The sequence below is a fragment of the Massilia sp. Root418 genome, assembly GCF_001425265.1.
Classification (GTDB): Bacteria; Pseudomonadota; Gammaproteobacteria; order Burkholderiales; family Burkholderiaceae_D; genus Rugamonas.
The window spans coordinates 13,845-31,896 of record NZ_LMEC01000002.1; the positions used below are offsets into that span (position 1 = coordinate 13,845).

Sequence of the window (18,052 nt, forward strand, 5' to 3'; positions counted from 1 at the left end):
CGATTGCGCCTATCGCCTCCGCAGCCGCAAGGCCCGGCCTTCCTTACCTTAAGTACTTACATCAGTATCTGGAGAGTTTTATGAAAAGTTTGACCTCGCGTTGCGGCGCAGCCCTGCTGTTGGCCAGTGCGCTGGCCGCTTGCGGCGGCAGCGGCAGCGGCAGCCTGCCGGTGAGCGGCAGCATTGTCGGCCTGAACCGTGCCGGCCTGATCCTCAGCAACGGCGGCAAACAGCTGGTGATCGACGGCGCACCGACCACCTTCTCCTTCCCCGACCTGCTGGCGCCGGACACCGCGTTTGAAGTCAAGGTGGACAAGAGCCCGGACGGCCAGCAGTGCACCCCAAGCAACAACAAGAACAAGATCAACTATTACACCTACAGCACCACGGTCATCACCTGCACCACCGACCCGTACCCGCTGGGTGGCAAGATCACTGGCCTGACCGGCTCCGGCCTGGTGCTGGCCAACGGCGACAACACCGTCGCCCCGCTGGCCGGCGCCGCCACGTTCGTGTTCCCCGGCCTGGTGCCCAACGGCGCCCCCTACGGCGTGACCGTGCTCAAGCAGCCGGCCGGCCAGACCTGCACCGTTGCCAACGGCACCGCCACGGCCATGCCGAAGGCTGCCGTCGATACCATCGCTGTTACCTGTAATTAAGCCCGGAGCCATTAATGAAAGCATTCCCTGTACGCACTACCGCCGCGGCGGCCCTGCTGCTGGCGCTGAGCGCCTGCGGCGGCAAAGCGTCGTTCGACGTGGCCGGCGTATTCGTCACCAGCCAAGGCGTGTCGCAGCCGATGGCCAACAGCGGCCTGGTGCTGCTGAACGGCAGCGACCAGTTGCCGGTAAATGTCGGCGCCACCAGCTTCAAGTTCAACAACAGCATTTCCTACGGCACGGCCTACGACATCAAGGTGCTCAAGCAGCCCAACCACATGACGTGCAGCGTGGTCAACGGCAGCGGTTCGGCCGGCCACACGGCCACCATCGCCGCCAGCGTGATCTGCAACCAGAACACCTACTCCATCGGCGGCACGGTGACCGGCATCACGGGCGACTACAACGTCAAGCTGACCAACGGCAGTACCGGCGGCCAGGTCGTGCTGACCAAGGACACGCCGAACTTCACCTTCAGCGTGCCAGTGGCGGACGGCCAGCCCTACGGCGTGACGGTGCTGGACATCACCTCGGCCACGGTCAATCCGGTCAAGCTGGGTTGCACGGTTGCCAATGGCACCGACGTGATGGGCGACGCCAACCGCGCCAACATCGTTGTCACCTGCGCACCGAAGTAAGAAGACATTCAGGAGGAGAATAACTGGTATCGCCAAAATAAATTGGCGATATATTCCGCGGCGCAGCATACTGCACCTGTCTCCTCCATTTCTTCCCAAAGAATTGGATTTAGCCCGCTCCCTGAGCGGGCTTTTTTTTGCCCTCGCAAAACAAAAAATGGGGTCAGGGTTAACTATTCGGGAAACATTTCCCGAATAATTAACCCTGACCCCATTTTCGCGGTGGCGCGGAGTGGCTTAGACTGGCTTGAGCAGGTTGGCGAGGGCGACGTAGCCTTCCAGCGCAACCGTCTCGGGACGGGCGGTGGGGTCGATGCCGGCGGCGCGGATCTGCTCTTCGGTGAACATGCCGGACAGGCAGTTGCGGATCACCTTGCGGCGCTGCGAGAACGCTTTCTGCACCACCGCTTCCAGCGTCTCGCGGTCGCACGGCAAGGGATTGGCGACCGGGATCATGCGCACGATGGCCGAGTCCACCTTGGGCGGCGGGTCGAACGCTTCCGGCGGCACCACGAACAGCAGGTCCATGTGGTAGCGCCATTGCAGCATCACCGACAGGCGGCCGTACACCTTGCTGCCCGGCTCGGCCACCATGCGCTCGACCACTTCTTTCTGCAGCATGAAGTGCTGGTCCTGCACCTGCGGCGCGAACTCGGCCAGGTGGAACAGCAGCGGGCTGGAGATGTTGTACGGCAGGTTGCCCACCACGCGCAGCTTCTGCCCTTCCGGCACCGGAATGCTGCCGAAGTCGAACTTGAGGGCGTCGCCGGAGTGGATGGTGAGCTTGTCGCGCGGGTATTTCTTTTCCAGGCGCGCCACCAGGTCACGGTCCAGCTCGACCACGTGCATGTGCGGCAGGGAACGCAGCAGCTGGTCCGTCATCGCCGCCAGGCCGGGCCCGATTTCCACCATGGCGTCGCCGGCGCGCGGGTTGATGGATTCGGTGATGCTGGACAGGACGTTGTCGTCGTGCAGGAAGTTCTGGCCGAAGCGTTTGCGTGCGATGTGTTTCATGGGTGTTCTTTTAAATGTTGTTGGCGGCGTTGGCCATGGCGGCGGCGGCGGCAATGGCCGCTTCCATGCTGCCGCATTCGGCCAGGCCCAGGCCTTGCGCGGCCAGGTCGAGCGCGGTGCCGTGGTCGACCGAGGTGCGGATCAGCGGCAGGCCGAGCGTGATGTTGATACCGCGCCCGAAGGTGGCGTACTTCAGCACCGGCAGGCCCTGGTCGTGGTACATGGCCAGCACGCAGTCGGCGTGCTGCAGGTATTTGGGCTGGAACAGGGTGTCGGCCGGATACGGGCCGCGCGCGTCGATGCCGCGCGCCTGCGCGGCGGCGATGGCCGGGGCCACCACGTCAATGTCTTCGCGGCCCAGGTAGCCGTTTTCGCCCGCGTGCGGGTTCAGGCCGGCCACCAGGATGCGCGGCGCGGCAATGCCGAATTTGGTCTTCAGGTCGTGCGCAATGATGTCCAGGGTGGTGCCCAGGCTGTCCACCGTAAGCGCGGCGGCGACGTCCTTGAGCGGCAAATGGGTGGTGGCCAGCGCCACCCGCAGCGGCGGCGGCGCGGGCGGCGCGGCTTCGCCGGCCGGCGGCAGGGCCTGCACCGGCTGGCCGGCCAGCATCATCACCACTTGCGCGGTGCCGGTTTTCTCAGCGTAGTATTCGGTGTGGCCGGAGAAGGCCACGCCGGCGTCGTTGATGGTGCTCTTTTGCAGCGGCGCGGTGGCCACCGCGTCGAACCAGCCGGCGGCGATGCCTTCGATGGAGGCGTCCAGGGTGGCCAGCACGGCGCGGCCGTTTTCCTTGTCCAGGGTGCCGGGCACCACGTGGGCCGCCAGCGGCACGTCGATCACGCTGATGGTGCCGGGGCCGAAGTGCGGCAGGCCGCCGTTGCGCACCGCCTGCAGCGACAGCGCGGACAGGCGGATGGCAGGGTCGATATAGCTGGCCGTCATGGCCAGGAAGGCGGCGTCGCCCAGCAGCACGCAATTGACTTCGTTGCGCAGCGCCCAGGCGGCGCGGATGGCGATTTCCGGGCCGATGCCGGCCGGTTCCCCGGCGGTCACGGCGATGGCCGGACGGCTGCCGGGGGGGCGCACTCTGGGGCGCCCGGATTGCAAAGTGGCGCTCATCGAGGCTCCCCTTCCTTTTCCGTTATTTCAGGTCGTCGCCGCGGTATTCCACGTAGGCGCGGTCGCGCACCTGGCGCTGCCAGTCTTCGGCCGCTTCCTCGGTCTTGCGTTCGCGGATGGCGTTGCGGGCGGCGGTGCGCTGCTTCTCTTTGGACAGGTCGTCGGTCTTGCGCTCCAGGACTTCGATCAGGTGGTAGCCGAAGCTGGTTTCCACCGGCGCGCTCACTTCGCCGATCTTCAGCCCATTCATGGCCGCTTCGAATTCCGGCAGCGTGTCGCCCGGCATCAGCCAGCCCAGGTCGCCGCCCTTGGCGGCCGAGGTGTCGTTCGACTGCAGGCGCGCCAGGTCTTCGAACTTGGCCGCCTTGTTGTCCAGGCGCTCCTTCAGTTCCAGCAGCTTGCGCTTGGCGTCGGCGGCGCTGGTGGTGGGCGTGACCTTGATCAGGATGTGGCGCGCGCGGGTCTGCGTGACGGCCGCTGCGGCCTGCGCTTCGGCCATGCTGCGCTTCTCGCTCAGCTTGAGGATGTGGAAGGCGCCCACGCTCTTCATCACCGGCGTGACCTGGCCCGGCTTCAGTTTTTCCAGCGCTTCGGCGAACAGCGGCGGCAGGCGGTCGGCGCTGCGCCAGCCCACTTCGCCGCCTTTGAGCGCGTCGCCGGCGTCGGAATAGGTGGCGGCCATCTTGGCGAAGTCGGCGCCGGTGCGCAGCTGGCGCATCACTTCGTCGGCGCGCGCCTTCTTCTGCGCGATCACTTCGGGCGAAGCGTTTTCCGGGATGCGGATCATGATCTGCGAGATGTTCATTTCGTACTGCTCGGCTGCCATGGCGGCTTCGGCGGCCAGGTGGGCGTCCACCTCGGCGTCCGAGATCTGCACCTTGGAATCGACCTCATGCTCGCGCAGGCGCTGCATGATGATCTCTTCGCGGATCTCTTCGCGGAAGGCGGCAAAAGTGATGCCTTCCTTTTCCATCTGGTTGCGCATGTCCTGCACGGTGAGCTTCTGCTGCTCGGCGATGCGGGCGATGGCGCGGTCGAGCTGGTTGTCGTCCACCCGCACGCCCATTTCCTTGGCCAGCTGCAGCTGCGCGCGTTCGACGATCATGCGCTCCAGGATCTGGCGCTGCAGGTCGGCGTCGCCGGGCAGCTGCACGTTCTGCGCCTTCATGCGCTGCACCACGGTCTTGACGCGGTCGGCCAGCTCGCGGCGGGTAATGACGTCTTCATTGACTACCACGGCGATCGAATCGATCGGCGTGTTGTTGGTCTGGCCCACCGGCACCGGCGGCGTGAAGCCTTTCACGGCAGCGGCCGGGGCAGCCGGTTTGGCTGGTGAAGCAGCCGCTGGCTTGGCGTCCTGCGCCAGGGCGTTGCCGCCGGCGGTGATGGCGCACAGCAGCAGGGCTGCGATCTTGAGTTGGTGCATACGGGCATTACGCATAGATGTGACGCTCATGAGTCAGTGGTGATGGATAAAGCCGGGTTAGCGGCGGGTGCTCTCGTTCAGGCGTTGGTAGCCTGGGATGCTGTTGCGCAGCACTTCCAGCGGATTGCCGACGCCGAACTTGGACAGGCCGTTCAGCTCCAGCTGGAAGAAGATCGGCGTGGACGCTTCCTTGGCGGTGGTCACGAAGCGCTGCGCGCCCATGCGGAATACCCAGCAGTCGTGCGCGTATTCCAGGCCCAGCAGGCCTTCCAGGATCTTCTTGTCCTGCAGCGAGTAGCTGATGCGGCCCACGCCGTACCAGCGCGCCGTCAGCGGCCATTGGCTGGACAGGTCCAGGTTCTTGAACACGTCCTTGTTGCTGACCGTGTCGCGCAGGTAGCGGTAGCCCAGGTTCAGCACCTTTTTCGGGCCGGGGCTCCAGCGCACGGCGTGGTTGGTGCTGACTACCTTGCTGTCGGACTGATTGTACTGCAGCGCGCTGTCGATGGCCCAGCTCTCGGAAATCACGCCGGTGGCCGCCAGCAGGATGTCCGACTTGGCGTCGCGCGTGGGCGTGCTGGCGTTGAGCTGCACGCGCTGGTCGCTGAAGTAGAAGCGCTGGCCAAAGGCCAGGCGCAGGCGCTCGGCGCCGCTGGCCTCCAGGAAGCGCGACACCACGGCTGCCGTGATCTGGTTGGCGTCGCCCACCCGGTCCGAGCCGACGAAGCGGTTCTCGTTGAAGATCTGCGAGAAATTGAAGGTGGCTGCCGCGGTGTCGAAGTTCGGGAACTCTTTCTGGTCGCGGTACGGGGTCTTCACGTAGAACAGGCGCGGCTCCAGCGTCTGCGTGGCGGCGCGCCCGAACAGGGTGGTGTCGCGCTCGAACACCAGGCCGGAATCGAGCGACATGGTGGGCACGGCGCGGGTGAGCGACTTGCCATCGGCGCCGTCGTGCGGATCGAGCTGGTACGCGGCCGCGTTCAGCATCAGCTTGGGCGTAATGAAGTAGCTGGGGCCGATGATGGGGTAGCTCACCTGCGGCACCGCCACCAGGCGGTTGCCGCGCGTCAGGGTCGGGTGCCAGAAGCTGGTCAGCTCGCTGCTCACCTGCCAGTCGAAGCCGGCCACGTCGTAGCGCGCCGCGTGGAAATTGATGGCCGGCAGGCGGTCGTACGGGCGCGACACGAACAGGCTCGGGTCGGTGACGGCGGCCGGGTCCTGCAGCACCTGGTATTTCTGCACCCGCGCCGACAGGCTCCAGTATTCGCCGCGGTAGTCGGTGCGCAGCTCGCGCAGCAGCTGGCGCTCGGCCGAGCCGGACACGGTCTTGGAGAAGTCGTTCGGGTAGTTGTTGTCCGACGCGGCGCGCACGTTCCAGCCGTAGGACCAGTCCTTGGCGATGGCCTGCGTGTGGTTGGACGTGATCATCCAGCGGTCGGCGTCGGCCAGCTTGTCGTTCGGCAGATACTCTATGAAGGTGTCGCCGGCGTAGCTGCCGGCGTCGGTTTCACCGATGTAGCGCGCGTGCGCGCCAAGCTGGATGCCGCGCTGCGCGATCAGGCGCGGGAACAAGGTCAGGTCGCGGTTGGGCGCGATGTTGAAGTAGTACGGCACCGTCAGCTCGGCGCGGCCCTTGGAGCCGAAGCCCGGAATCGGCGGCAGCCAGCCGGAGCGGCGCGCGCCCGAGAGCGAGAACGACATGGCCGGCGTGCCGATGATGGGCACGTCCTTGAAGTAGACGATGGTCTTGCCGGCGACGCCCACGTCGCGCCCGGTGTCCAGGTTCAGGGTGCTCGACTTCAGATACCAGTCCGGGTTCGGGCCCTGGCAGGTGCTGTAGGTGCCGTCGATGACCAGCGCCTCGTCCTCGTTGAGGAAGTTGATGCGCTGGGCCTTGCCCTGGGCCGCGTTCAGTTCCAGCTTGTAGGTCGGATTGAGCATATAGCCCTTGCCCGACTCCATGTTCAGCTTGACCTCGTCGCCCGTGTAGTAGTCGCCGTAGCGCCAGATCTTCACGCCGCCGCGCGCCTCGATCTCGTCCTCGACCTGGCGGAAGCAGGCCGTGTCGGCGGTGACGCGGGTCTTGTCGCGCACGATTTCGACGTCGCGCGCCAGGTTCAGCTCACGGTCGGGACGGCCGTCGAATTCCTCGGCGCGGACGATGGTGGGCGCTTCCGGGTCCGCCACGTGGCTGCGTTTGGGGGCGGTCTGGGCGTAGCCGGGCACCGCCGTGGCGGTGACGAGGGCTGTGAGCGCGAACGCCCAGCTGTGGGGGCTAGGAGGGACTGAGAACCGGCTCATGAAATGAAGGGACGAAACACCATAGACCAGGCGATTTTTTAAGTTGAATCCCTTATTATATGGGAATTGTTCACACCAACCGGATTCCACAGGCTGTTTCATGTCTTTATTGTCTAATTCATCACCCAACGGCGCTCCCACCGTCACCGACGGCGGCGCCGACGCTCGCCTGATCCTGTTGAAAGATTGGCTCGTTTCCCTCAACCTGGTCGATCCGGCTTCCGCGCGTCCCGCCTCGGCCGACGCCAGCTTCCGCCGCTACTTCCGCGTCGACGTGCTGCCCGCGCACCAGGCGGCCCACGGCGCCACCCTGATCGTAATGGACGCGCCGCCCGAACGCGAGAACGTGCCGGCCTTCGTCAAGGTTGACGCGCTGTTCGGCGCCGCCGGCGTGTCCGTGCCCGTCATCGTGGCGCAGGACGTCGAGCGCGGCCTGCTGCTGCTGCAAGACCTGGGCACCAGCACCTACCTGCAGGTGCTGGACCACGACAACGCCTCCACCATGTACGCCGAGGCGCTGGAAGCGCTGGTCAGGATCCAGAAAGCCAGCCAGCCCGGCGTGCTGCCCGAATTCGACCGCGCCTTCATGCTGCGCGAGCTGAACCTGTTCCCGGAATGGTACATCGCCAAGCACCTGGGCGCGGTGCTGACCGACGCCCAGGCGGCCGAGCTGCAAAAGGTGTTCGACGCCATCATCGCCAACTGCCTGGCGCAGCAGCAGGTCTTCATGCACCGCGATTTCCACTCGCGCAACCTGATGTGGATGGACGAGAAGAACCCCGGCATCCTGGACTTCCAGGATGCGGTGTACGGCCCCATCACCTACGACGTGGCCTCGCTGCTGCGCGACGCCTATATTTCGTGGGACGAGGAACTGGTGCTGGACTGGGCCATCCGCTACTGGCAGCACGCCAAGGCGGAAGGCCTGCCGGTCAACAAGGACATCGATTCCTTCTACAAGGACTTCGAGTACATGGCGCTGCAGCGCCACCTGAAAATCCTCGGCATCTTCTGCCGCCTGAACTACCGCGACGGCAAGCCGCTGTACCTGGGCGACCTGCCGACGGTGCTGGAATACGTGCGCAAGACGGCCGGCCGCTACAAGGACCTGAAACCGCTGCTGCGCCTGCTGGACGCGCTGGAAAACAAACAGCCCCAAGTCGGCTACACCTTCTGAGGACGGCGCCATGAAAGCCATGATACTGGCAGCCGGACGCGGCGAACGCATGCGCCCGCTGACCGACGACTGTCCCAAGCCGCTGCTGAAGGTGCGCGGCCGGCCGCTGATCGTCTGGCACATCCTGAACCTGGTGCGCGCCGGGATCACGGAGATCGTCATCAACCATTCCTGGCTCGGCCACATGATCGAGGATGCGCTGGGCGACGGCAGCCAGTTCGGCGCCCAGATCCGCTACTCGCCGGAGCCGGTGCCGCTGGAAACGGCGGGCGGCATCGCGCAGGCGCGCCACCTGCTGGGCGAAGAGCCCTTCGTGTGCCTGTCGGCCGACATCTACTGCCCGTATTTCGATTTCGAGCAGGTCTTGGATGTGCTGCACGATAAGGACATGTGGGGCAATCCCTACCCCAGGGACAAGCGCGACGCGGCCTGGATCTGGCTCACCAAGAACCCCTGGCACAACCCCAAGGGCGACTTTGCGCTGAACATGTACAGCGTGGCCAACGAGGGCGAACCGCTGTGGAACTTCGGGAACATCGGCGTGTACCGGCCCGAGATGTTCGACGGGATTGCACCGGGCCAGCACGCCCGCATGGGCAGCTTGATCCGCAAGTACGCGGACCTGGGCCAGGTGGGCGGCGAGCTGTATGAAGGCGACTGGGTCAACGTCGGCACCGTGGACCAGCTCAATGAGCTCAACGGCCTGAAGGCGGCGCCATGAACGCCCACGCCCTGCGCCGCAAGCGCCTGCTGGCGCTGATGGAGCCGGGCAGCGTGGCCGTGCTGGCCACCGCGCCCGAAGTGCCGCGCAACAGCGACAGCGACTACCCCTACCGCCACGACAGCCACTTCTACTACCTCACCGGCTTCACCGAGCCGGACGCGGTGCTGGTGCTGGTGGCGCCGCACCACGACACGCCGGCGCAGGCCATCCTGTTCTGCCGCGAGAAGAATGCCGAGCGCGAGATCTGGGACGGCTACCGCCACGGCCCGGAAGCGGCGCGCGAGGCCTTCGGTTTCGATGCCGCCTTCCCGGTCGCCGCGCTGGACACCGAGATGGCGCGCCTGCTGGCCAACGTGCCCACGCTGTACGCGCCGCACGGCCGCGCCGTGCAGCACGCACTGCTGGAGCCGCAGATCAAGCGCTGGATAGACGCGGTGCGCGCCCAGTCCCGCACCGGCGTCACGGCGCCCGAAACGCAGCACAACCTGCTGCCGCTGATCGACGAGATGCGCCTGATCAAGGACGAGGACGAGCAAGCCATCATGCTGCGCGCAGCCACCATTTCCGGCCAGGCCCACGCGCGCGCCATGCGCGCCTCGCGGCCCGGCATGCACGAATACGAAATCGAAGCGGAACTGCTGTACGAGTTCCGCCGCAATGGCGCGCAGGCGCCGGCCTACAACTCCATCGTCGCCAGCGGCGCCAATGCCTGCGTGCTGCACTACAGCGCCAACGATGCGCAGACCAGGGACGGCGACCTGGTGCTGATCGACGCCGGCTGCGAACTCGATGGCTACGCCTCCGACATCACGCGCACCTATCCGGTGAACGGCCGCTTCAGCGCGCCGCAGCGCACGCTGTACGAGCTGGTACTGGCGGCGCAGGCCGCCGCGCTGGAGGCGATCCGCCCCGGCCAGCCCTACCAGTCGGTGCACGACGCCGCCGTGCGCGTGCTGGCGCAGGGCATGCTGGACCTGGGCCTGCTGGACAAGGGCAAATACGCCAGCGCGGACGAAGCCATTGCCGCCAAGGCCTACACGCGCTTCTATATGCACGGCACCGGCCACTGGCTGGGCATGGACGTGCACGACGTTGGCCTGTACCGCGACGTGCGTACTGCCGGCACGCCATCGCGCCTGCTGCACGCGGGCATGGTGCTGACGGTGGAGCCGGGCATCTACGTGCGTCCGGGCGACGACGTGCCTGAGCAATACTGGAACATCGGCATCCGCATCGAGGACGACGTGCTGGTGACCAACGAGGGCTATACCGTCCTGAGCGCCGCCGCCCCCAAGACGGTGGACGAGATCGAGCTGCTGATGCGGCAGGCGGCATCGGTATGAGCAGCATGGGCGGCATGGACGGCATGGGCGGCATGGGCACGCGGAGCCGCAGCTACACGAGTACATACACCGGTGCCGCCGAGGCGCCGGCGCCGGACTACGACATCGCCATCTGCGGCGCGGGGCCGGCCGGCATGGCACTGGCGGCGCTGCTGGCCAAACGCGGCGTGGCGCCGCAGCGCATCGCGCTGATCGACGCGCGCACCCTGCAGCAGGCCAGCAACGATCCGCGCTCGCTGGCGCTGTCCTACGGCAGCCGACAGCTGCTGGAAGACATCGGCTGCTGGCCGGTGGCCGCCACCGCCATCCACCAGATCCACGTGTCGCGCCGCGGCCAATTCGGGCGCAGCATGATAGATCGCGAAGAGCACAAGCTGGAGGCGCTGGGCTACGTGAGCCGCTACGGCGCGCTGGTGACGGAGCTGGGCGCCGCCTGCGAGCGCGCCGGCATTGCCGCGCTGCGGCCGGCGCTGGTGACCGGCCTGGACGAGCAGCCGGACCTGGTTGCCGTCACCATCGAGGAAGACGGCAAGCCGCGCACGCTCACCGCCGCCATCGTGGTGCAGGCCGAGGGCGGACTGTTCGGCGAACAGCAGGCCAGGTCCATGCAGCGCGACTACGGCCAGACCGCCATCATCGCCCAGGTGCGCAGCAGCGCGCCGGTGCCGCACCGCGCCTACGAACGCTTCACGGAACAGGGGCCGTTGGCGCTGCTGCCGCAGGACGACGAGTATTCGCTGGTATGGTGCGTGCGGCCGGAGCTGGCGCAAGCCCTGCTCGGCCTGGACGACGCGGCCTTCCTGCAGCGGCTGGGCGAGGCTTTCGGCACGCGCCTGGGCAGCTTCACGGCCGTGTCGCGCCGCCTCGGCTTCCCGCTCGGCCTGAACGCCGGCAAGGCCGGCGATGCAGGATCGGCGCGCATGGCCGCCATCGGCAATGCCGCGCAGACCCTGCACCCGGTGGCAGGCCAGGGCCTGAACCTGGGCCTGCGCGACGCCGCCGTGCTGGCGCGCCTGCTGGCGCAAGGGGCCACGCCGGCCATGCTGGCGCAGTATGACAGCCTGCGCCGCAGCGACCGCAGCGTGACCGTGCACCTGACCGACACCATGGCGCGCGTATTCGCCAACGACTCGCCCGCGCAAGCCCTGCTGGGCGCTTCGCTGGCCGCCATCGACCTGTTCGGCCCCGCGCGCAGCGTGCTGGCCGAGCTGATGATGTACGGCCGGCGCTGAGCCCCCTGCCGGCCGCCACCTGCCCAGCCGCGATCCGCTTGCAGCCACCGCCCACCACCGCCGCCGCCACCGCCACCCCTTCCTGCGCCATGCAAACTTCCACCGCCCAAGCCCGCACCGCCCTTGCAGGGCCCCGGCGCGCGCTGGCCACGGCGCTGCTGGCCGCGGCGCCGCTGCTGGCTGCTCAGCCATCAGCGCGGGCGGGCGAGGTGATGACCTGGCTGATGCCGGACTTCGCGCCCGCCTCGATTCCCGTTGCCGGCAAGCCGGGCCAGGGCGTGGCAGACCAGGCCGTCAAGTTCGTCGTCGCCAGGTGGCCGCAAGCGGAGCACCGCTTCCTCTATGCCAACGCGAGCCGCACCTGGGAGATGCTGGCGCGCGGCGAGCAGGCCTGCTTTGCCGCAGCGCTGCGCACGCCGGACCGTGAGCGCGTCGCCTATTTCAGCAACGCCAACCGCCTGCCGCCGCCCAGCCTGGTCGTGCGCCGCGACGCACTGGCCTCGGTGCCGCTGAACAGTGCCGGCGAAGTGAACCTGGCCGCGCTGCTGGCGCAGCGTACGCTGCGCGGCCTGGTGGTGGAGAAGCGCAGTTACGGCACACTGGTGGACAAGGCCATCGCGCAGCGGCCGGCGCACTCCGCGCTGCACACCACCGCCACCGGCAGCTACGGCAAGAACATTTTCAGGATGATCGCCGCCGGGCGCACGGACTATACGCTGGACTATGATTTCGCCTTCGCCTACGAGCTGGCGCAAACGCCGGAACTGTCCGCGCTGGCTACCGTGCCCATCGCCGGCAGCGGTGCGCCCGTCACCGCCGGCTTTGCCTGCCCGCGCACGGCATGGGGCCGCGCCGCCATAGTCCGCATCGACCGCATACTGGGCACGCCGGAGGGGGCCGCGGCACTGGTGCGGGCGCAGTCGAGCTGGCAGACGGAATCGTCGCGCCGGCGTTACGCGGCCGACATGGCCGAATTTGCGCGGCAGCGCGCCAGGCCCAGCCCTGCTGCGGACTTCGAATAAAAAAAGGCGGGTTACGCGGCTTCGCCGCTAACCCGCCCTACGGTACATCGTTCCGTTTTATTCGACGGCTTTGACCATGTCTTCAATGACCTTCTTGGCGTCGCCGAATACCATCATGGTGTTGGCCTGGTAGAACAGGTCGTTGTCCAGGCCCGCATAGCCGGAGGCCATGGAGCGCTTGTTGACGATGATGCTCTTGGCTTTGTAGGCTTCCAGGATGGGCATGCCGGCGATCGGCGATTTCGGATCCTTGGCGGCGGGGTTGACCACGTCGTTCGCGCCCAGCACCAGCACCACGTCGGTCTGGCCGAACTCGCCATTGATGTCTTCCATCTCGAACACCTGGTCGTACGGCACCTCGGCTTCGGCCAGCAGCACGTTCATGTGGCCGGGCATGCGGCCTGCCACCGGATGGATCGCGTACTTCACGGTCACGCCCTTGTGCGTCAGCTTTTCGACCAGCTCTTTCAGCGAGTGCTGCGCGCGCGCCACCGCCAGGCCGTAGCCTGGCACGATGATCACGGTTTCCGCGTTGGCCATGATGAAGGCCGCGTCGTCGGCGGAACCGGATTTCACCGGACGCGCAGGCTGCGCGCCGCCGCCCGACGAGGCAGCCGCCGCGTCGCCGCCGAAGCCGCCCAGGATCACGTTGAAGAAGGAGCGGTTCATGGCCTTGCACATGATGTAGGACAGGATGGCGCCCGAGGAACCCACCAGCGAACCGGCGATGATCAGCATGGCGTTGTTCAGCGAGAAGCCGATGCCCGCCGCCGCCCAGCCGGAGTAGGAGTTCAGCATCGACACCACCACCGGCATGTCCGCGCCGCCGATGGGGATGATGATCAGCACGCCCAGCACGAAGGCGATGGCGGTCATGATGATGAACGGGGTCCACGCCGGCTCCACGCCGCCGGCGAACACGAAGGCCAGGCCCAGGCCCACCATCACCACGGCCAGCACCAGGTTCAGCATGTGCTGGCCCGCGAACACCACCGGCGCGCCCTGGAACAGGCGGAACTTGTATTTGCCCGCCAGCTTGCCGAAGGCGATCACCGATCCGGAGAAGGTGATGGCGCCGACGAAGGTGCCGATGAACAGTTCGATGCGGTTACCCCTCGGCAGCGCTTCGCCCACCTGGGCAATATTGAACGCGTGCGGCTCGGACACGGCAGCCACCGCGATGCAGACTGCGGCCAGGCCGATCAGCGAGTGCATGGCCGCGACCAGCTCCGGCATCTTGGTCATCTCGACGGTCTTGGCGAGATAGGCGCCGATGCCGCCGCCCACCACCACGCCCAGCGCCACCAGGCCGAGGCCCAGGCCGTTGCCGGCGCCGGCGCTGGCCGCGTCGGCCCGCAGTTTGAGGATCAGCGCCAGCGTGGTAACGGCCGCGATGGCCATGCCGGTCATGCCGAAGGCGTTGCCCTTGCGGGCGCTGGCCGGGGACGACAAGCCCTTGAGCGCCTGGATGAAGCACACCGAGGCGATCAGGTACATCATCGTAACGAGGTTCATGCTGATGAAGCTCATGCTTTGCCCCCCTCGATTGCAGCCGCCGGCTTGGCCTTCGGTTCCTTCTTCTTGAACATCTCCAGCATGCGCTGGGTGACCAGGAAGCCGCCGAACACGTTGACGGCGGCCAGCGCCACCGCGACGGTACCGGCGATCTGGCCGGTCAGGCCTTCGGTCAGGCCGGCCGCCAGCATGGCGCCGACGATGATGATGGCCGAGACCGCGTTGGTCACCGCCATCAGCGGCGTGTGCAGCGCGGGCGTGACGCCCCAGACCACGTGGTAGCCGACGTAGATGGCCAGCACGAAGATAATGAGATTGATGATGGTATGGCTAACTTCCATTTTTATTCTCCTTATTTGCGCAGGACCAGATTGTCGGCGCACACCAGGGTGGCCTTCAGGATCTCGTCTTCGCGGTCGATCACCAGCTTGTCTTCCTTGTCGATGATCAGTTTGAGGAAGTCCAGCACGTTGCGCGCGTACAGCGCGGACGCATCCGCCGCCACGTGGCAGGCCAGGTCCGGCTCGCCGACGATGTGCACGCCGTGCTTGATGACAGTCTTGTTCAGTTCCGACAGCGGGCAGTTGCCGCCCTGGCTGACGGCTAGGTCGACGATGACGGAGCCGGGCTTCATGGCTTTCACGGTCTCTTCCGAAATCAGCACCGGCGCGGCGCGGCCCGGGATCAGCGCGGTGGTGATGACGATGTCGGCCTGCTTGGCGCGCTCGTGCACCAGCGCCGCCTGGCGCTTCATCCAGTCGGCCGGCATGGAGCGGGCATAGCCGCCCACGCCCTGCGCGATCTCTTTTTCTTCATCCGTGAGGAAAGGCACGTCGATGAACTTGGCGCCCAGCGATTCCACCTGCTCCTTCACCGGCGGGCGCACGTCGGACGCTTCGATCACCGCGCCCAGGCGCTTGGCGGTCGCAATCGCCTGCAGGCCGGCCACGCCCACGCCCATGATCAGCACGCGCGCCGCTTTCACGGTGCCGGCTGCCGTCATCAGCATGGGCATGAAGCGCTGGTAGGTGTTGGCGCCCACCAGCACGGCCTTGTAGCCGGCGATGTTGGCCTGCGAGGACAGCACGTCCATCGACTGCGCGCGCGTGATGCGCGGCACCGCCTCCAGCGCGAAGGCTTGCAGCCCGGCCGCCGCCATGGCGGTGATGTTCTCCGCGTCGAAGGGATTGAGCATGCCGATCAACACCGTGCCCGGTTTCATCAGCACCCGTTCCTCCGCGCTCGGGGCGCGCACCTTCAGCACCACCTCGGCGCCGTAGGCGTCCGCCGCGGTGCCGATGGTGGCGCCGGCCGCCGCATAGGCCTCGTCGGTCACGGAAGCCGATACGCCGGCCCCGGACTGGACGATGATCTGATGCTTGGCAGCGAGCTTCTTTACTGTCTCTGGCGTGGCCGCGACCCGGGTTTCCCCAGGCCTCGTTTCCGCCGGTATGCCTATCCTCATGTTGCCTCCAGAAGTTGCTATTAAATTTCGCTATTAAATATTGCCAAATAATGTTGCAAATCTTGCTCTTCCAGAGAACATAGCACGGTTTTCAAGAAAGATAACCTTTTTGGCCGAGCAACAACCATAGCCTGTCGCGCATAAGATACCCCCGGTTTCATACCGTGAAAGCCATATCTCACGTGGTGCAAAACAAGTCCAACAAACCGGTTTTAATCGAAGTTTCCCTCTATTTAGTAGACATCGGAACGCAACACCCCGGAACAAGCTAAAATGGCGGCTCTTTCAAGGAAGAGACACATGCCGCGTACCTGGAGACCCTCTGTAACCGTTGCCGCTGTCATCGAACGCGATGGCAAATTCCTATTGATCGAGGAAGAGACCAGCGACGGGATACGCCTGAACCAGCCTGCGGGGCACCTGGATCCGTTCGAGTCGCTGGAACAGGCCGTGGTGCGCGAAGTGCTGGAGGAAACCGCCTACGATTTCACGCCCACCGGCCTGGTCGGCATGTATATGTCGCGCTACCGTTCGGCCCGCACCGGCGAGCCGGTGCAGTACCTGCGCTTCGCCTTCTGCGGCGTGGCCGGGGCCCTGCACGAGGGCCGCGCGCTGGACGAGGGCATCCTGCGCACCATGTGGCTCACGCGCGATGAAATCGCGGCCTGCGCCGACCGCCACCGCAGCCCTTTGCTGCTCACCTGCGTCGACGAGTATATTGCGGGCAAACGGGCGCCGCTGGACCTGTTGCATACACATGTCTCCGTGTTCGACGAGGTTTGATCGAATTTATGGCAAGTTAGAAGAAGTTTGACGGAAATCAAGAATGAGTAAGAAAAAAGTCGTTATCGGCATGTCCGGCGGGGTGGATTCCTCGGTCGCGGCGTGGATGCTCAAGGAACAGGGTTACGAGGTGATCGGCCTGTTCATGAAGAACTGGGAAGATGACGACGACTCGGAGTACTGCTCCACGCGCCAGGACTGGATCGACGCGGCCAGCGTGGCCGACGTGGTGGGCGTGGACATCGAGGCGGTCAACTTCGCCGCCGAATACAAGGACCGCGTGTTCGCCGAGTTCCTGCGCGAGTACCAGGCCGGCCGCACCCCGAACCCGGACGTGCTGTGCAACGCCGAAATCAAGTTCAAGGCCTTCCTCGACCACGCCATGCACCTGGGCGCGGACCTGATCGCCACCGGCCATTACGCGCGCGTGCGGCAGAACACGGAGCACGGCCGCTTCGAGCTGCTGAAAGCCTTCGACCACACCAAGGACCAGAGCTACTTCCTGCACCGCCTGAACCAGGCGCAGTTGTCGAAGACCCTGTTCCCGCTGGGCGAGATCCCGAAAACCGAAGTGCGCAAGATCGCGGAAAAGCTGCAGCTGCCGAACGCCGCCAAGAAGGATTCGACCGGCATCTGCTTTATCGGCGAGCGCCCTTTCCGCGAGTTCCTGGGCCGCTACCTGCAGCACAAGCCGGGGCCGATGAAGACGCCGGACGGCAAGGTGGTGGGCGAGCACGTGGGCCTGTCGTTCTACACGCTGGGCCAGCGCAAGGGCATCGGCATCGGCGGCGTGAAGACGTACCAGAACGCCGACGGCTCCAGCGACGCCTGGTACGTGGCGCGCAAGGACATCGAGAACAACACGCTGTGGGTGGTGCAGGGCCACGACCATCCGTGGCTGCTGTCGTCCGCGCTGACGGCGGACCAGGCCAGCTGGATCGCCGGCGCGGCGCCCGAGGCGGGCCGCATCTCGGCCAAGACCCGCTACCGCCAGGCCGACGTGCCGTGCGACGTGCAGGCCGGCGGCGCGCTTGAGTTTTCGCTGGGCTTCCCGGAAGCGCAGTGGGCGGTCACGCCGGGCCAGTCGGCCGTGCTGTATGACGGTGACGTCTGCCTGGGCGGCGGGATTATCGCTGGCTCGACCTTCTGATTGTGCGGCGGGTTGCGCGCTGCGCGCTAACCCGCCCTACACGGCCCACACGGCCCACACGGCTTACGCCGTACCTTCTCCGTTCTGATCCGCCAGCGCTTTCTGCTGGCGTTTTACCATGGCGATCACGGTATTGCGGATGGTGTTGAGCACCGTGCCGCCGTTGAAAGGCTTGACGATGAAGCCGTTGACGCCCATGGCGTGCGCCTTCTGCACGGTGGCCGCGTCGAACTCGCTCGACACCATGAAGATCAGCGCCTTCGGCCAGTTCTTGCGCAGCTCGGCGATGGAGGCCTCGTCGGCATCGAACACGTCGCGCGCGATGCAGACGATCTGCGGCTGGTATTTGACCATCAGCGCGATGGCGCTGGCGCCGGTGTGGCCCTGGCCGACCACGTCGTAGCCGCCGTCCAGCAGCACCGTATTGAGCAGGCCGCGCGCCACCGCGCTGGTGTCGACTATCACCGCTTTTAACATCTCTCA

At 66.2% G+C, this 18,052-nt stretch carries 17 protein-coding genes; 9 read left to right on the plus strand and 8 right to left on the minus strand.

Features of this window, described 5'->3' with window-relative positions; genetic code table 11:
• The first annotated feature begins 80 nt into the window (after positions 1–80).
• Positions 81–659 (plus strand): hypothetical protein, encoded by a 579-nt coding sequence (locus ASC94_RS05795; protein ID WP_056392230.1) that lies wholly within the window; start codon positions 81–83, stop codon positions 657–659.
• Between the two features lie 14 nt (positions 660–673).
• Positions 674–1,297 carry a hypothetical protein gene (locus tag ASC94_RS05800; protein WP_056392233.1) on the plus strand — a complete coding sequence of 208 codons (624 nt, stop codon included), beginning with the start codon at positions 674–676 and terminating at the stop codon, positions 1,295–1,297.
• A gap of 237 nt (positions 1,298–1,534) precedes the next feature.
• On the opposite strand, the gene rsmA is transcribed toward ASC94_RS05800, so the two are convergent.
• From rsmA to ASC94_RS05820, 4 genes are read right to left on the minus strand one after another with little or no spacing between them, the layout of a single operon-like run.
• On the minus strand, positions 1,535–2,311 hold the full coding sequence (gene rsmA / locus ASC94_RS05805; RefSeq protein WP_056392234.1) for a 16S rRNA (adenine(1518)-N(6)/adenine(1519)-N(6))-dimethyltransferase RsmA: 777 nt from the start codon (positions 2,309–2,311) through the stop codon (positions 1,535–1,537).
• 10 nt (positions 2,312–2,321) lie between these two features.
• On the minus strand, positions 2,322–3,431 hold the full coding sequence (gene pdxA, locus ASC94_RS05810; protein WP_056392236.1) for a 4-hydroxythreonine-4-phosphate dehydrogenase PdxA: 1,110 nt from the start codon (positions 3,429–3,431) through the stop codon (positions 2,322–2,324).
• A 22-nt stretch (positions 3,432–3,453) separates the two neighbouring features.
• Entirely contained in the window at positions 3,454–4,857 is a 1,404-nt protein-coding gene (locus ASC94_RS05815; protein ID WP_082616277.1) for a peptidylprolyl isomerase, read from the minus strand.
• A 57-nt stretch (positions 4,858–4,914) separates the two neighbouring features.
• Complete coding sequence (locus ASC94_RS05820) at positions 4,915–7,158, minus strand: LPS-assembly protein LptD (RefSeq protein WP_056392238.1); 2,244 nt, start codon at positions 7,156–7,158, stop codon at positions 4,915–4,917.
• A 100-nt stretch (positions 7,159–7,258) separates the two neighbouring features.
• Between ASC94_RS05820 and ASC94_RS05825 the strand changes: the two genes are divergently transcribed.
• Genes ASC94_RS05825 through ASC94_RS05845 form a run of 5 tightly spaced genes read left to right on the plus strand, consistent with a single transcriptional unit; the run spans position 7,259 to position 12,656 of the window.
• Positions 7,259–8,335 (plus strand): aminoglycoside phosphotransferase family protein, encoded by a 1,077-nt coding sequence (locus tag ASC94_RS05825; protein WP_056392239.1) that lies wholly within the window; start codon positions 7,259–7,261, stop codon positions 8,333–8,335.
• 10 nt (positions 8,336–8,345) lie between these two features.
• Positions 8,346–9,056: an N-acetylmuramate alpha-1-phosphate uridylyltransferase MurU gene (gene murU, locus ASC94_RS05830; protein ID WP_082616279.1), complete on the plus strand. Its 711-nt coding sequence runs from the start codon at positions 8,346–8,348 to the stop codon at positions 9,054–9,056.
• Complete coding sequence (gene pepP / locus ASC94_RS05835) at positions 9,053–10,402, plus strand: Xaa-Pro aminopeptidase (protein ID WP_056392245.1); 1,350 nt, start codon at positions 9,053–9,055, stop codon at positions 10,400–10,402. The genes murU and pepP overlap by 4 nt, the downstream gene beginning before the upstream one ends.
• Positions 10,399–11,634, plus strand: coding sequence for a UbiH/UbiF/VisC/COQ6 family ubiquinone biosynthesis hydroxylase (locus ASC94_RS05840; protein WP_267875088.1), 1,236 nt, complete (start codon positions 10,399–10,401; stop codon positions 11,632–11,634). The genes pepP and ASC94_RS05840 overlap by 4 nt, the downstream gene beginning before the upstream one ends.
• 38 nt (positions 11,635–11,672) lie before the next feature.
• A complete protein-coding gene (locus ASC94_RS05845; protein WP_056392247.1) occupies positions 11,673–12,656 on the plus strand; it encodes a TIGR02285 family protein in 984 nt (327 codons plus the stop codon).
• Positions 12,657–12,713: 57 nt separating this feature from the next.
• Here ASC94_RS05845 and ASC94_RS05850 read toward each other — a convergent pair whose 3' ends face one another.
• The 3 genes from ASC94_RS05850 to ASC94_RS05860 are packed head-to-tail and all read right to left on the minus strand — an operon-like array spanning position 12,714 to position 15,636.
• Positions 12,714–14,186, minus strand: a complete 1,473-nt coding sequence (locus ASC94_RS05850) for an NAD(P)(+) transhydrogenase (Re/Si-specific) subunit beta (RefSeq protein ID WP_056392249.1) — start codon at positions 14,184–14,186, stop codon at positions 12,714–12,716.
• A complete protein-coding gene (locus ASC94_RS05855; RefSeq protein ID WP_056392251.1) occupies positions 14,183–14,512 on the minus strand; it encodes an NAD(P) transhydrogenase subunit alpha in 330 nt (109 codons plus the stop codon). The genes ASC94_RS05850 and ASC94_RS05855 overlap by 4 nt, the downstream gene beginning before the upstream one ends.
• Before the next feature lie 11 nt (positions 14,513–14,523).
• Complete coding sequence (locus ASC94_RS05860; RefSeq protein ID WP_056392253.1) at positions 14,524–15,636, minus strand: Re/Si-specific NAD(P)(+) transhydrogenase subunit alpha; 1,113 nt, start codon at positions 15,634–15,636, stop codon at positions 14,524–14,526.
• Positions 15,637–15,936: 300 nt separating this feature from the next.
• Here ASC94_RS05860 and ASC94_RS05865 point away from each other — a divergent pair, with 300 nt between their 5' ends.
• Both ASC94_RS05865 and mnmA read left to right on the plus strand, forming a co-directional pair.
• The gene (locus tag ASC94_RS05865; RefSeq protein ID WP_056392255.1) at positions 15,937–16,419 is read left to right on the plus strand and encodes an NUDIX hydrolase; all 483 of its coding nucleotides are present in this window, start codon (positions 15,937–15,939) and stop codon (positions 16,417–16,419) included.
• A 43-nt stretch (positions 16,420–16,462) separates the two neighbouring features.
• Positions 16,463–17,569, plus strand: a complete 1,107-nt coding sequence (gene mnmA / locus ASC94_RS05870) for a tRNA 2-thiouridine(34) synthase MnmA (RefSeq protein WP_056392257.1) — start codon at positions 16,463–16,465, stop codon at positions 17,567–17,569.
• Positions 17,570–17,632: 63 nt separating this feature from the next.
• Here mnmA and ASC94_RS05875 read toward each other — a convergent pair whose 3' ends face one another.
• The gene (locus ASC94_RS05875) at positions 17,633–18,046 is read right to left on the minus strand and encodes a response regulator (protein ID WP_056392259.1); all 414 of its coding nucleotides are present in this window, start codon (positions 18,044–18,046) and stop codon (positions 17,633–17,635) included.
• Positions 18,047–18,052 lie beyond the last annotated feature (6 nt).

What these genes read in the sequence shown, in the direction of transcription:
- ASC94_RS05795 (WP_056392230.1), top strand. Translation starts at nt 81, where the DNA reads ATGAAAAGTTTGACCTCGCGTTGCGGCGCAGCCCTGCTGTTGGCCAGT.
- ASC94_RS05800 (WP_056392233.1), top strand. Translation starts at nt 674, where the DNA reads ATGAAAGCATTCCCTGTACGCACTACCGCCGCGGCGGCCCTGCTGCTG.
- rsmA (WP_056392234.1), bottom strand. Translation starts at nt 2,311, where the DNA reads ATGAAACACATCGCACGCAAACGCTTCGGCCAGAACTTCCTGCACGAC.
- pdxA (WP_056392236.1), bottom strand. Translation starts at nt 3,431, where the DNA reads ATGAGCGCCACTTTGCAATCCGGGCGCCCCAGAGTGCGCCCCCCCGGC.
- ASC94_RS05815 (WP_082616277.1), bottom strand. Translation starts at nt 4,857, where the DNA reads ATGCACCAACTCAAGATCGCAGCCCTGCTGCTGTGCGCCATCACCGCC.
- ASC94_RS05820 (WP_056392238.1), bottom strand. Translation starts at nt 7,158, where the DNA reads ATGAGCCGGTTCTCAGTCCCTCCTAGCCCCCACAGCTGGGCGTTCGCG.
- ASC94_RS05825 (WP_056392239.1), top strand. Translation starts at nt 7,259, where the DNA reads ATGTCTTTATTGTCTAATTCATCACCCAACGGCGCTCCCACCGTCACC.
- murU (WP_082616279.1), top strand. Translation starts at nt 8,346, where the DNA reads ATGAAAGCCATGATACTGGCAGCCGGACGCGGCGAACGCATGCGCCCG.
- pepP (WP_056392245.1), top strand. Translation starts at nt 9,053, where the DNA reads ATGAACGCCCACGCCCTGCGCCGCAAGCGCCTGCTGGCGCTGATGGAG.
- ASC94_RS05840 (WP_267875088.1), top strand. Translation starts at nt 10,399, where the DNA reads ATGAGCAGCATGGGCGGCATGGACGGCATGGGCGGCATGGGCACGCGG.
- ASC94_RS05850 (WP_056392249.1), bottom strand. Translation starts at nt 14,186, where the DNA reads ATGAGCTTCATCAGCATGAACCTCGTTACGATGATGTACCTGATCGCC.
- ASC94_RS05855 (WP_056392251.1), bottom strand. Translation starts at nt 14,512, where the DNA reads ATGGAAGTTAGCCATACCATCATCAATCTCATTATCTTCGTGCTGGCC.
- ASC94_RS05860 (WP_056392253.1), bottom strand. Translation starts at nt 15,636, where the DNA reads ATGAGGATAGGCATACCGGCGGAAACGAGGCCTGGGGAAACCCGGGTC.
- ASC94_RS05865 (WP_056392255.1), top strand. Translation starts at nt 15,937, where the DNA reads ATGCCGCGTACCTGGAGACCCTCTGTAACCGTTGCCGCTGTCATCGAA.
- mnmA (WP_056392257.1), top strand. Translation starts at nt 16,463, where the DNA reads ATGAGTAAGAAAAAAGTCGTTATCGGCATGTCCGGCGGGGTGGATTCC.
- ASC94_RS05875 (WP_056392259.1), bottom strand. Translation starts at nt 18,046, where the DNA reads ATGTTAAAAGCGGTGATAGTCGACACCAGCGCGGTGGCGCGCGGCCTG.